The following is a 14,087-nucleotide window of genomic DNA, read 5'->3' as shown; positions in this document are numbered from 1 at the left end:
CTTAGATACGAAAATTGCCAATATGTTGTGAAGGGGTTGAAAAACCACTTTGATTGAGAAGCTCATCATGCAAGATACGTCTCACGTCAGCATCAGTCAAGGCTTTTTGCTTTTGCAACAAGCGGTCTTGACGACGAGCGTATTCACGCTTTATCGCTGCAATGTTTAGACCTTCATTTAAAAAATCTTTGATTTCTAATAGTCTATCCATATCATTTAACGAAAACATCCGGCGATTACCATCTGTTCTCTCAGGCTTTATCAGCTCTTGATCTTCATAATAACGAATTTGTCTCGCTGAGAGATCCGTTAACTTCATGACCGTGCCAATAGGGAAGACTGCCATTGAGCGTCTCAATTCTTTTTCTTTCATGACGAACTCCTTTCACCCCCTTATTATAGGCTGAATTGTTTTAGCTGTCAAGTATATATGTTAGGTTTTCTAACATCATTTCAAGTATTTTTTACCAAACCACTTATTTTTAATCAAATCCACGTCAGTATTGACTAAAATAGCAATAAAGACCCCACAAAATGTCTCAAAAACTCGAGAAATAACATATATAAAGGTCTGTCCTGTAGGAATGGATAAGGTGATAATCAGCAGTGCCGCAACTGCTCCAATAATTCCAGACTTATTGCCAAAGGCCACATTAAACATAATCGTTAACATGGTTAAAATAGGAACTAATATCAGGGTGACTAGCATGTGCTGATGAAAAAGAGCATTGAAAAAATAAAAAATCAAAGCTAGAATTCCACCAATCGTATTTCCAATAATTCTGGAAAAACCAAAAGAAACAGTTCTATCAAAATCTTCTCTCAAACTAAAAACAGCTGTCAAGACGCCAATCTGTAAGCCTTCTAAATCAAAGAAGGAAAATAGGAGTAAAACAAGAAAGACTGCCAAACCTGTCTTAAAGGTTCGCATGCCAATTTTAAATTTTGTAGGATCAAACCGATACTTCATCTGTACTTAGGCCTCATTTATTTTCTATCCATTATAGATACTGTTTATTCTAACATGATTGCCAAAACTTGAAAACTAATTACCGAAAAAGAATAAGAAAGGTTCGGCATCCCAGAACGAAAATCGTAGAACACTTACCTTTTTCATCTCATACAAAAAAAGGCCGCGAGCGACCTTTTCTCTAACATTCCAGGGTTGTTCCTTTTCTACAAAATCAGGATTTTGCAGAGACTTGCAACAGATGGAAGTTTATTTTTCTGTTAAGGCAGATAATCCTGGTAATTCTTTACCTTCTAATAATTCCATTGATGCACCACCACCTGTTGAGATCCATGAGAATTTATCTGCACGACCAAGGTTGATGGCAGCAGCTGCTGAATCACCACCACCGATAATTGATTTAACACCTGGTTGTTTAACGATAGCATCCATTACACCGATTGTACCAGCTTGGAAGTCAGGGTTTTCAAAGACACCCATTGGTCCGTTCCAAACAACGGTTTTAGCACCTTCAAGGGCTTCTTCAAATTTAGTGATTGATTTAGGACCGATATCCAAACCAAGGAAGCCTTCAGAAACAGCTTCACCTTCAGTATCACGAACAACATCGTAACCTGCAAAAGCGTTAGCTTCTTTAGAGTCAACTGGCAAGATCAATTTGCCATTAGCTTTTTCAAGAAGTGATTTGGCAACATCAAGCTTGTCTTCTTCAACAAGTGAGTTACCAATTTCGATACCTTGGGCTTTGTAGAAGGTATAAGTCATTCCACCACCGATAAGAACTTTATCAGCTTTGTCAAGAAGGTTTTCGATAACACCGATTTTATCTGAAACTTTTGAACCACCAAGGATTGCTACAAATGGACGTTCTGGAGTTTCAACAGCTTCTTTGATATAAGCAATTTCGTTTTCCAAAAGGAATCCAGCTACTGCTTTATCAACGTTTGCTGAGATACCAACGTTTGAAGCATGAGCACGGTGAGCTGTACCAAAAGCATCGTTTACAAAGATACCATCTCCAAGTGATGCCCAGTATTGACCAAGTTCAGGATCATTTTTAGATTCTTTTTTACCGTCAACATCTTCAAAACGAGTGTTTTCTACCAATAGGACTTGACCGTCTTCAAGCGCATTGATAGCATCTTCAAGTTCTGCACCACGTGTAGCACCTAGGAAAACAACCTCTTGACCAAGTTTTTCAGCTAAGTTTTTAGCTACTGGCGCTAAAGATTTGCCTTCTTTGTCTGCTTCTTCTTTAACACGTCCTAAGTGAGAGAAAAGAATCGCACGACCGCCATTTTCAATAATATACTTGATAGTAGGAAGAGCTGCCGAAATACGGTTATCATTAGTGATAACACCATCTTTTAAAGGTACATTAAAGTCAACACGAACAAGAACTTTTTTTCCTTTTAAGTCGATATCTTTAACAGTCATTTTAGCCATATGAATAGACTCCTTAATATTTTTGATATTATCTATTATATCACAATTCTCTTGAGAAAGTTAAAATATGAAAACAATAAAATAATTATTTCACAAATTTTCATAGATTCTGAAATCTCATTTTTACTTTTTCGATTTAAACAATTGCTTTAGTTTCCAAAAGCTTCTAAAGCCTTCTCACTAGCCTTAACTTGCCCTTTGCCATCTAATTTTTCACCTTTGTATACAGCACTCTCCCATGAGCCATACATTGGATTAGGGAAAATGATAAACTTGTTTCCAAATTCTTGGTGAAGTTGATCTAACAGTGTTTGACGGTCTTCTTTTGATGTCTTAGAGAATTCAGCAAAGTCTACTAAGTTATCACCAAATAATAGGGCTAAATTAGTTGTTTCCATAACTTTTTGGCGACGAGACTCTTTAGAAGTCATGCCATCTTCATAGAATAAGAAATGCTCTTTTCCTTGCACAGGAATACCTTCTTTTTCTAGATTTTCCATTGTAGGGTCTACTTGCTTAGTTGTTCGGTCAGAAACATAGTAGATTTGAACCCCTTTATCATTAGCATATTGTAAGAAATCTTTAGCTCCTGCTACTGGTTTTGCTGATTTTTCTTGAACCCATAAATCCCATGACTCTGGAGAAAAAACCAGTTCCTTCTTTGATATTTTTGGCCTGATAAGGACTATTGTCCAAAACAGTTTCGTCAATATCTAGAACAATAGAATAAGGTTTTTCGCTTGGTTTAGCCAAAAGACTATCTAGACGGTCTTTGGCCACTTGATAACCTTGTAAATAAAGAGCCTTTGCTTCTTCAGACTGTTGATACCATAGCACTGACATGGTATTTTCTTTAGACCGCAATTGGTCATTTGATAAACGAAGTACTTGCTCTTTCTTAGGCTCCTTTGGAGCAACCGCTTTTTTATTGTCCTTGACGGAACATCCAGTTACCAATACAAGTGACACACTAAGTGAGACAAGGCTAAGAAGCTTCTGTGATTTCATAATATCCTCCTATTTGAAAACTTTCTTAAGCATGGTTAATTTTTAACCACCTTCCATTGTATTACCATAAGAAGAGATTGTCAACCAGAGGAAAAGAATTAGATAAGGTAAAATTTTTGTCGACTAAAATAAAAAAAAGAAACCTAGATTAACTAGGTTTCTAAAATGAATTATTTAGCAATTTTTGCAAAGTACTCAAGAGTACGTACAAGTTGTGCTGTGTAAGACATTTCGTTGTCATACCATGAAACAACTTTAACTAATTGTGATCCGTCAACTTCCATAACTTTAGTTTGAGTTGCGTCAAACAATGAACCGTATGAAATACCAACGATATCTGAAGAAACGATTGGATCTTCAGTGTATCCGTAACTTTCGTTTGCAGCAGCTTTCATAGCAGCGTTAACTTCTTCTACAGAAACGTTTTTATCAAGAGTTACTACCAATTCAGTTACTGATCCAGTTGGAACAGGAACACGTTGTGCAGCACCGTCAAGTTTACCGTTAAGTTCAGGGATTACAAGTCCGATAGCTTTAGCAGCACCAGTTGAGTTAGGTACAATGTTTGCTGCTGCAGCACGAGCACGACGAAGGTCACCACCACGGTGTGGTCCGTCAAGAACCATTTGGTCACCAGTGTAAGCATGGATTGTAGTCATCAAACCTTTTTGGATACCAAATGAATCATGAAGTGCTTTAGCCATAGGAGCTAAACAGTTTGTAGTACATGAAGCACCTGAGATAACTGTTTCAGATCCATCAAGGATATCATGGTTAGTGTTAAATACAACTGTTTTAACATCGTTTCCACCAGGAGCAGTGATAACAACTTTTTTAGCACCGTTTGCATGTAAGTGTTTTTCAGCAGCTTCTTTTTTAGCGAAGAAACCAGTTGCTTCAAGAACGATTTCTACACCGTCAGTTGCCCAGTCAATGTTTTCTGGATCACGTTCTGCAGAAACTTTGATGAAGTTTCCGTTCACTTCAAATCCACCATCTTTAACTTCAACAGTTCCGTCAAAACGACCTTGAGTTGTATCGTATTTCAACAAGTGTGCAAGCATGTTTGGATCTGTAAGGTCGTTGATACGAGTTACTTCAACACCTTCAACATTTTGAATACTACGGAACGCAAGACGTCCGATACGACCAAAACCGTTAATACCAACTTTAACTACCATTAGTGATTTCCTCCTTATGAAAATCAAAAGAATTATTATAAAGGGATTACTCCCTACCCATTGTGAAAAGATTAACTTGCAGTCCTTTGCAATAACCCTTCAACAAATCTATTATATAACTATTTCAGAAAAAATGCAAACAAATTCGTTGTTTTCATAAAAGCAAACCCTTTATTTTCAAGGGAATCAGAGGCTTTAAAGAGATTCTAAAACCTTTAATGAAGCTAAAAAATTCCCTTTCTTCTCTTCTGTCTCTATCTCCCATTTTTGTTTTTTACATCTTTTTTTGTTCTATAAAACAAGAAAAAAGAGCAGATAAGCTCTGCTCTTTTTTTGGGATTATTATTCCCCTTTGTTTTTCTTGATGATTTCTTCTTGAACTGATTTAGGAACATCTTCATAGTGGTCAAATACCATCATGAAAGTACCACGTCCTTGAGTAGCAGAACGAAGAACAGTTGCGTAACCAAACATTTCAGCAAGTGGAACGTAAGCACGAACGATTTGGCTGTTACCGTGTGCTTCCATACCATCTACACGTCCACGACGAGCAGTTACGTGTCCCATAACATCACCTAAGTTATCTTCAGGTGCTGTGATAGTAACAAGCATCATTGGCTCAAGGATAGCTGGTTGTGCTGACTTAGCTGCTTCTTTAAGAGCAAGAGATGCTGCAATCTTGAAGGCAGTTTCAGATGAGTCAACATCATGGTATGATCCATCGTAAAGCTTAGCTTTAACGTCAACCATTGGGTAACCTGCAAGAACACCGTTTGCCATAGACTCAACAAGTCCTTTTTCTACAGCTGGGATGAATTCACGAGGAACCACACCACCAACGATAGCATTTTCAAACTCAAATCCTTTACCTTCTTCATTTGGTGTAAATTCAATCCAAACATCACCGAATTGACCTTTACCACCAGATTGGCGTTTGAAGAATCCACGAGCTTGAGTAGAAGCACGGAATGTTTCACGGTAAGATACTTGAGGAGCACCTACGTTTGCTTCAACTTTGAACTCACGACGCATACGGTCAACAAGAACGTCAAGGTGAAGCTCACCCATACCAGCGATAACTGTTTCACCAGTTTCAACGTTTGTTTCAACACGGAAAGTTGGATCTTCTTCAGCAAGTTTTTGAAGGGCAACACCCATCTTATCTTGGTCAGCTTTAGATTTTGGCTCAACCATCAATTGGATAACTGGTTCTGGAACTTCGATTGACTCAAGAATAACTTTTGCTTTTTCATCAGTCAATGAATCACCAGTTGTAGTGTCTTTCAAACCAACAGCGGCAGCGATATCACCAGCATAAACTGTTTCGATTTCTTGACGGCTGTTTGCGTGCATTTGAAGGATACGTCCGATACGCTCACGTTTACCTTTTGATGTATTCATAACGTAAGAACCGCTATTAAGAACACCTGAGTAAACACGGAAGAATGTCAAACGACCTACGAATGGGTCAGTCATGATCTTGAAGGCAAGGGCAGCAAATGGCTCTTCGTCAGAAGCTGGACGCTCTTCTTCTGCATCTGTATCTGGGTTGATACCTTTGATAGCAGGGATATCAAGTGGGCTTGGAAGGTATGCGATAACCGCATCAAGCATCAATTGAACACCTTTGTTTTTGAAGGCAGAACCACAAAGTACTGGGAAGAATTCAACATTGATTGTTGCTTGGCGAATACCTGCGATCAATTCGTCGTTAGTGATTTCTTCACCTTCAAGGTATTTCATCATTAATTCTTCATCAGTTTCAGCAACTGCTTCGATTAATTTTTCACGGTATTCTTGTGCTTGTTCTAAGTATTCTTCTGGAATATCTTCTTCAAGAATACCTGTACCAAGGTCGTTAGTATAGATTTCTGCTTTCATCTTGATCAAGTCAATGATACCACGGAAGTCATCTTCAGCACCGATTGGCAATTGAATTGGATGAGCATTTGCTTGAAGACGGTCATGAAGTGTTTGTACTGAGTAAAGGAAGTCAGCACCAATTTTATCCATTTTGTTAGCAAATACGATACGTGGAACACCGTATTCAGTTGCTTGACGCCAAACTGTTTCAGTTTGAGGCTCAACACCTGATTGTGAGTCAAGAACGGTTACCGCACCGTCAAGAACACGTAGGGAACGTTGTACTTCGATGGTGAAGTCCACGTGTCCTGGTGTGTCGATGATGTTAACACGATGTCCATCCCATTGTGCAGTTGTCGCAGCAGATGTGATAGTTATACCACGTTCTTGCTCTTGCTCCATCCAGTCCATTTGTGATGCACCTTCGTGTGTTTCACCGATTTTATGAATTTTACCAGTGTAGTAAAGGATACGCTCTGTTGTAGTTGTTTTACCAGCATCGACGTGAGCCATGATACCGATATTACGAGTTTTTGCAAGTGAAAATTCGCGAGCCATGTGTTTCTCCTATTTTTTTAGTTTACTCTTTATTATAGCATTATTTATAAAAAACGGATAGGCAGGACCTACCCGTTTGATAAATGTTCGTTTTTAAATGGTTCCTTTAGAAAGCCAACCTTTTAAAGGCAAAGGCACTAAAGTTAGCCAATGGTTGATCTTACCAACGGAAGTGAGCAAAGGCACGGTTAGCTTCAGCCATTTTGTGAGTATCTTCACGTTTCTTAACTGATGCACCAGTGTTGTTTGCAGCATCCATGATTTCTTTAGCAAGACGATCTTTCATAGTGTGTTCACCACGAGCACGTGATGCATTTACCAACCAACGAAGTCCTAGAGTTATACGACGTTCTGGACGAACTTCAACTGGGACTTGGTAGTTAGAACCACCAACACGGCGTGCACGTACTTCAAGTACAGGCATGATGTTGTCCATAGCTGTTTCAAATACTTCAAGAGCGTCATTTCCTGTTGCTTCTTTGATAGCAGTGAAAGCATCGTAAACGATAGTAGCTGCTGTACCACGTTTACCATCAAGCATAACACGGTTGATAAGACGTGTTACGATTTTTGAGTTATACAATGGATCTGGTAATACTTCGCGTTTAGGCGCTTGATTTTTACGACTCATTTTTTCTTATCCCCCTTCTATTATCCTTTAGGACGTTTAGCACCGTATTTAGAACGGCCTTGTTTACGGTCAGCAACACCTGCAGTATCAAGTGCTCCACGAACGATATGGTAACGTACCCCTGGAAGGTCTTTTACACGTCCACCACGGATAAGAACAACACTGTGCTCTTGCAAGTTGTGTCCGATACCTGGGATGTAAGCTGTAACTTCAATAAGGTTGCTCAAACGTACACGAGCGAATTTACGAAGGGCTGAGTTAGGTTTTTTAGGTGTCATTGTTCCAACACGAGTTGCAACTCCACGTTTTTGTGGCGCAGCAATTTTAGTTTGAACTTTTTTGTGACTGTTGTAACCAATGTTCAAAGCTGGTGAATCTGATTTTTCAATTTTAGATTTACGTGGTTTACGTACCAACTGGTTAATTGTAGGCATCTACATTCTCCTGTGTTTTTTATTTTTGGTTGATATAGCACTTGGTGACAGCCTATATCCGGTGCACTTTTTGCAACAATTGTCAGCACGTCTCTGTACACTTTTGAGAGACCAAAAGTAAAAAGTACCGTCTAATATAATAACATAGACGGTACTTGATGTCAAACTGTTTTTACTCTTTTAGAGTATTATTCACTATCTTTTTTTAATTTTGCTCCAGTCAAACCGACCGCAGCTAACATAACGACTCCCGCTTTCAAAGCACGTTCCGTGCTTTCTTTTGGATCGGATGTCATATTGCTTGTTGTTGAAGAGCCTGCGCCATAAGAAGTGCTTGCGGCTGGAGCCATTGGGTTAGTAGCTGAAGCTTGTGACGTATTAGCTTTCGCTGCTAAGATATCACTGGCTTGTTCAACCATAGCACCTGCTGCTAGACCTGTGCTTTCAGCAACCAGTTGTGCCGTACGACTAAAAGAACGCTTAGTCACTTGTCTGGCAATCTTCTTAAGAGTTTCGGTACTGAGGACTTCTTCAGTTTCTTCAGTAGGAATCGCTTCAAACTCACTTTCTTCTTGTGAAGATGCTTTTAGCATTCTTGGTTCTGCAAATGGAAAGAGGTTGTTGCGCAAGACACCAAAAGGTCGGAATTGATTGTTTTGCGCTAAGGAATGAAGCAAGGTTAATCGTTGCTCAGCTGTTGCAATGGATGACTGTAAATCAGCCTTATGATCTTGTAACTTTTGTAGGTTATCTTTAGCAGTGATTAATTGAGCGCTTGTCAAACGTAAAGCTAGTTTCATTTTATTTAATTTTTGATGAAGTTTTACTTTACCGCTTGAACTTGTCGTTAATTCAAGCAAGGTCTCTAAGTGGGCTTTTCTTGTTTTTAGACTAGCCATCTTATCAACTTTCTTAGCAAGATCTGACTCTAAATGATGCAACGCTACTTTTGAAGAAGCTAATGTTGCTAGTGCTTTATCAAGTTTTCCTTGCAAAGCTACTTGTTCTTCTTTAGCTTTTAGCAGTTGAGTGCGTAAGGCTCCTTTAGAATCTGATAACCCTTCCACACGTTTATTGAGTTGGCTTGATTTTTCTTGGCTAAGCGCTAACTTTTCTTGCAAGGCATCAACTTTTGCTTGAATTGACTTAATTGATGCTTCTGATGACAGATGAGATAAGCGTGACTGTAAGTTAACCATTCTCGCTTTAATGGTCGCGATATTACTTTTCAAGAGCTGTGTTCTTGCCGAATCATTGACAAGTTGGCTTGTTTTGGCAATTGGTGTTTTGCTAAAACGATTAGCATCAAGAATATTAGATTCTGGGAAAATCACAAAGTGCTCATTCATTGATTGCACATTACTCGTTGAAAAACCTAGATAAATCGGTGCATTTGGATTGGTTTTATCAACCCTTAAGAGGTTGACCGCATGTCCATACACATTGCCGTGCAAGTTATCTGTAAAGAGCATGTAGCGAATACTGTCAAAAATACCTCGCTTGATACCATTTACCGTGTGAATATCGTTGAAATAACCAACATTTTCATACATGTTGTCATCGTTAGGACGAAGTCCTACAGCTGCTGCAGAGGCTTCAATAATGGTCTTGTCATGAGGACCTACTCCATAATGACCATTACGGCCTGGTTGACCATAGATAAATGACGGACGAAAATCACCATGTGTCTTTTTATATTCTTTTGTCAAAAGGCGGGCAAATTCTTGAGAGCCTTCTGTAACAATAACTGGAACTAAGCCTAGTTGTTGACGAACAGAGTTAATAAGATCCGCAGCGAATTGTCCTAATTCATTTTGGATTTCTGGGCTAAGATTATCAGGGTCAACTATCCGATCCAAATCACTTGGAATATCAACATAGTTGTTAATATGATGACCTGGAGTTGCTTTAGTGATGATAGTCTCTGCATTGTCATAGTAGTAACGGTTGTAATTAGCGGTACCAATGTAACCACTAGCTGTCAGTTTTTTGATTTCTTCAAAAGGATAACCTTCTGGAACCTTCATGACGTTACTGCCTGAAACATTTACTTGACGACTTGGCTGATTAGCTACTAGTTTACTTAATTCAACTTCTTTTTCACGTAAGGCTGCTTCATTACTCAACAAGTCCTGCTGCAACAACGACTTTGTGGTTTCTTCGATTGTAGCTAAGTCTGACTTAGCTTTTTCAAGGTCTTGAGCTAAGGATTTGACAGCATGACTAGCTTCGTTAGCTTGAGAAGTAACTGCCTCAGGCTGGCTAATCATATCATTTAAGCTAGCCACTTTCTGGTCAACAGCCGACAATTCTTTAGCTAATTGACTAGCTTGGGCAGCTTCACTTGCTACACGCTCTTCTTGCGCAAGACGATTACTTTCTTCTGTTGTTAGCTCTGCTTGAGATTGAACTAGCTGATTCGTTGTTGAGGTAAGGGAAGCTTGAGTTTTATCTCTTTGCGTCGCCAATTCCTCATCACTAACTGTGACAACTGATTGAAGGGCTTTTTCAGTATTGTCAACTGTAGCCGTTTCATTGTTTTTCAACGTTTCTAGTAAGGCAACTTCTGATTCTGCATGTGCAATTTCTGAATCAACATATTTTAATTCTCTTTTTTGTTGACCAATTTGACGATCAACATTTTCAACAGCTGCTAAGGCTTCATCCAAAGTTTCTGGTTTGATGAGATTATCATCATTTGCATTTGTAGCCTGTGTATCATTTGTTTTGACGTCATCTGCTTTGACTTGATGAGATACCCCCACGCTTGCGCTTAGTAGGGCGATTGTCGACGTTAAAGCGATCTTATTTTTGACGTGACTTGACTTTGGATTTTCTAATTCCATGCTTACTCCTTTTCTAACTGTAATGATATTGGTTATTATTTATCGAAAATATTTCCCAGTTCAACGACGACATTGTTATTTTTAACATCAATTTCTGAAACTTTTAAGAGTGATTTAAAAGCCATTTGATCTCTTTGAGATTGAGCATTTTCTGCAAAGACAGCAACACCAACCAAGGTACTATCAAATTCTGCTAATAAGCTAATCATACCGGTGATGGTTCCTCCACCTTTTAAGAAGTCATCCACAATCAAAACACGACTATTGGGTTTTAAACTGCGTTTTGATAAGAACATCTTCTCGATACGATCACTTGAAGCACTAGCATAGTTGACAGATACTGTTGAGCCTTCTGTGATTTTTAAATCACGTCTCACGATTACAAAAGGAACATTCAAGATGTTAGCTACCGCATTGGCTAGCGGAACACCCTTGGTAGCGACTGTCATAACAGCGTCAATCTTTTGCCCTTTAAAGGCATTAGCGATAATACGGCCGATATTTTGTAAAATCTTTGGTGTACTTAGTAAATCTGAAAGGTAGATATAGCCACCTGGTAAAATGCGGTTATTTTCCGAAAGACGTTGACATAGGTCCTCTACAATAGCACGTGCCTCTGCTTCAGAAATGCTAGGTGTAAAAATCACACCACCACTTGCTCCTGTTAGCGTATCGATGTCACCAATATTAGCTTCTTCGAAAGCTTTTTTGATGATTGCGATATCCTCAGAAATAGAAGACTTGGCAGCTTCATACTTGGTTGCAAAGGTATTTAAACTGGTCAATTTATAAGGATTGTTAATCAAGTAATTAGAGATAACAACCATACGTTCACTTCGTCTTAATTTCATAATTTCCCCATTTTTATGTACTTTCTACTATTATATCATAAAGTCAATAAAAAACGAACATTCCATACAAGAAATGTCCGATTTTTCTTCAGATTAAGCGTCATATTTCGGTTTGTAGAAGGAACGATTATCCATAGCAAAAATACGGTTAGTCATTTCACCTTCTCCGACACGACTTAGTGCTGTTGTCATCATCATCATATTAGCATCAATATTGTCAATCATGTGAATGATTTCAGCTTCCATAATGCGCGGTCTAACAGGACTTCCATACTCCAATTGACCGTGGTGACTCAAAATCACGTGACGCAAAACAATGACCTCTTCTTTGGTATCATCAATAGATAACTCAGCCAATACTTTGGTAATTTCTTCGTTGATTAGCGCAATATGGCCGATTAAGTTGCCTCGCACCGTATACTCAGTATTGTCAGGTCCTGTTAGTTCAAGTACTTTAGCTAAGTCATGAAGCATGATTCCTGCAAAGAGCAGGCTTTTATTGAGTTCTGGATAGATGTCACCAATAGTATCGGCCAAACGCACCATAGTAGCTGTATGGTAAGCCAAACCTGATTCAAAAGCATGATGATTGGTTTTGGCAGCTGGATAAGTAAAGAATTCTTTATCAAATTTGCGATAAAGGGCTCTGACAATGCGTTGCCATGTGGCATTTTCAATTTTAAAGAGCATCTGATCAAGGTAATCATGGACCTCTGACACACTAACTGGGGCTTTTTCTTTAAAGTCTTTAGGGTCATTAGGCTCACCAGGACGAACATTTCTTAGGGTAATTTGATTAACCTGAGGGGTCCCATTATAGACCTCGCGTCGCCCTTTCATAAAGACCACTTTACCAGCTACGTATTCTTCAACATTGTATGGTTGGGCATCCCACAGGTTACCTGAAATTTCTCCTGTATCGTCTTGAAAAGTAAAGTTAATAAAGTCTTTACCTGCTCGTGTTTTTCGGACGTCAGCTGATTTGATCAAGTAAAACCCTTCAAAAAGCTGGTCTTTTTTCATTTGATTAATTTTCATGGTCTTCCTCTTCTAATAAGGGCATATCTAATAAGGATTGGGTGGATTGATCTTGATAACTTTCAACCGTATTTAAGGCTCTAACAATGGCATTTGTACGGGTTGAGAGCAACTGCTCCAGGGTATTATTGGCCGTATTGATTTGCTTTTGAGCTTTACTCAATAAGCCGCCAAATTTTTCAAATTCTACCTTCACATTCCCCAAAATCTTGCTGATATCATCGGCATTTTTTTGAACATTAAGGGTTTTGAAGCCAACCGAAAGAGAATTAAGCAAGGCTGATAGAGTAGAAGGTCCTGCTACGACAATATTTTCTTCTCGCCGAAGGGCATCAAAAAAACTGGCGTTTCTAACCACTTCTGAATAAAGGCCTTCGGTTGGTAAAAACATAATACCAAAATTAGTGGTTTCTGGTGGATTGAGATACTTCTTGTTGATGTCTTTAGCAAATCGTTTGATAGCTACTAAAAGGGCTTTCCGACTGCTTTCAATAGCGTTTTTATCGCCTAGTTCATAAGCGTCTTCTAAACGGTAATAATCCTCTAAAGGAAACTTAGAGTCAATAGGGAGGTAGATATAGTCCCCTTGGCCATTGCCTGGTAGTTTAATGGCGTATTCCACCCGTTCACTAGAACCTGAAATTGTTGGGAATTCTCTTTCATACTGACTACTTGTCATGATATCTTCGATAATTTGACCCAATTGTAGTTCTCCAAGAATTCCCCTTGTTTTGGTATTGGATAAGACTTTATTTAAGGTTCCCACATCTTGAGCAACTGTTCGCATTTCACCTAGCCCTTGGTTAACGGTTTCCAACTGTCTGGACACCGTTTCAAAAGAAGCTTGGAGGCGATTTTTTAAGGTCTGCTCTAGCTTTTCTTCAACCGTATGACGCATTTCCTCTAAGCGTTTTTCGTTAGATTCTTGCATGGTTTTGACCGATTGACTCAAGGTCTCTTGTATGGTTTGAAGGCGTTGGTCAGAACGGTCACGATTATCCGACAAGCTCTGATGCAACACTTCACGCATCTCTGTCAGCTGCTGAAAGAGTTCTGTTTGTTGACGATTAATAAGCTGACTCATATCAAGAACTTGATTTTTAGTCGCTAAATCTAACTGATAAGATAGCTGATCCGATAAATGATCAGCATGATCTTCTAGCTCTTTTTTTAAGTGTCCTTGCAGCTCCTGTACTTTTCTATAAGAAAAAAGAGCAACCGCTAGCACTGCTATTACTAAAGCTAATAGAATAATATCCAT

The 14,087-nt window shown here is 38.9% G+C and carries 11 protein-coding genes and 1 pseudogene; all 12 read right to left on the bottom strand.

Going from position 1 to position 14,087, the window contains the following annotated elements:
- Window position 1: 1 nt before the first annotated feature.
- The 12 genes and pseudogenes from STRIC_RS09125 to rmuC all read right to left on the bottom strand — a co-directional run bounded on the left by STRIC_RS09125 (window position 2) and on the right by rmuC (window position 14,087).
- On the bottom strand, window positions 2-373 hold the full coding sequence (locus STRIC_RS09125) for a MerR family transcriptional regulator (protein WP_008089683.1): 372 nt from the start codon (window positions 371-373) through the stop codon (window positions 2-4).
- Window positions 374-448: 75 nt separating this feature from the next.
- Complete coding sequence (locus STRIC_RS09120) at window positions 449-970, bottom strand: FUSC family protein (RefSeq protein ID WP_008089782.1); 522 nt, start codon at window positions 968-970, stop codon at window positions 449-451.
- Between the two features lie 249 nt (window positions 971-1,219).
- Window positions 1,220-2,416 carry a phosphoglycerate kinase gene (locus STRIC_RS09115; RefSeq protein WP_008089895.1) on the bottom strand — a complete coding sequence of 399 codons (1,197 nt, stop codon included), beginning with the start codon at window positions 2,414-2,416 and terminating at the stop codon, window positions 1,220-1,222.
- A gap of 149 nt (window positions 2,417-2,565) precedes the next feature.
- A pseudogene (locus tag STRIC_RS09110) lies at window positions 2,566-3,424 on the bottom strand (5'-nucleotidase, lipoprotein e(P4) family).
- A 170-nt stretch (window positions 3,425-3,594) separates the two neighbouring features.
- Window positions 3,595-4,605, bottom strand: a complete 1,011-nt coding sequence (gene gap / locus STRIC_RS09105; protein ID WP_008090210.1) for a type I glyceraldehyde-3-phosphate dehydrogenase — start codon at window positions 4,603-4,605, stop codon at window positions 3,595-3,597.
- Between the two features lie 342 nt (window positions 4,606-4,947).
- Window positions 4,948-7,026 carry an elongation factor G gene (fusA, locus tag STRIC_RS09100; protein WP_008090094.1) on the bottom strand — a complete coding sequence of 693 codons (2,079 nt, stop codon included), beginning with the start codon at window positions 7,024-7,026 and terminating at the stop codon, window positions 4,948-4,950.
- A gap of 160 nt (window positions 7,027-7,186) precedes the next feature.
- Window positions 7,187-7,657, bottom strand: a complete 471-nt coding sequence (gene rpsG / locus STRIC_RS09095) for a 30S ribosomal protein S7 (protein ID WP_008090222.1) — start codon at window positions 7,655-7,657, stop codon at window positions 7,187-7,189.
- A 20-nt stretch (window positions 7,658-7,677) separates the two neighbouring features.
- Window positions 7,678-8,091 carry a 30S ribosomal protein S12 gene (gene rpsL / locus STRIC_RS09090; RefSeq protein ID WP_008090075.1) on the bottom strand — a complete coding sequence of 138 codons (414 nt, stop codon included), beginning with the start codon at window positions 8,089-8,091 and terminating at the stop codon, window positions 7,678-7,680.
- Between the two features lie 188 nt (window positions 8,092-8,279).
- On the bottom strand, window positions 8,280-10,937 hold the full coding sequence (locus tag STRIC_RS09085; RefSeq protein WP_008089962.1) for an SEC10/PgrA surface exclusion domain-containing protein: 2,658 nt from the start codon (window positions 10,935-10,937) through the stop codon (window positions 8,280-8,282).
- Between the two features lie 35 nt (window positions 10,938-10,972).
- The gene (purR, locus tag STRIC_RS09080) at window positions 10,973-11,788 is read right to left on the bottom strand and encodes a pur operon repressor (protein ID WP_008089887.1); all 816 of its coding nucleotides are present in this window, start codon (window positions 11,786-11,788) and stop codon (window positions 10,973-10,975) included.
- 93 nt (window positions 11,789-11,881) lie between these two features.
- Window positions 11,882-12,826, bottom strand: a complete 945-nt coding sequence (locus STRIC_RS09075) for a 3'-5' exoribonuclease YhaM family protein (RefSeq protein ID WP_008090023.1) — start codon at window positions 12,824-12,826, stop codon at window positions 11,882-11,884.
- Window positions 12,816-14,087, bottom strand: a complete 1,272-nt coding sequence (gene rmuC, locus STRIC_RS09070) for a DNA recombination protein RmuC (RefSeq protein WP_008089610.1) — start codon at window positions 14,085-14,087, stop codon at window positions 12,816-12,818. The genes STRIC_RS09075 and rmuC overlap by 11 nt, the downstream gene beginning before the upstream one ends.

The organism is Streptococcus ictaluri 707-05, from assembly GCF_000188015.2.
In the GTDB taxonomy this organism is placed as follows: Bacteria; Bacillota; Bacilli; order Lactobacillales; family Streptococcaceae; genus Streptococcus; species Streptococcus ictaluri.
The sequence above is the reverse complement of the archived record's forward strand: the minus strand, read 5'-3'. Positions and strand labels throughout refer to the sequence as shown.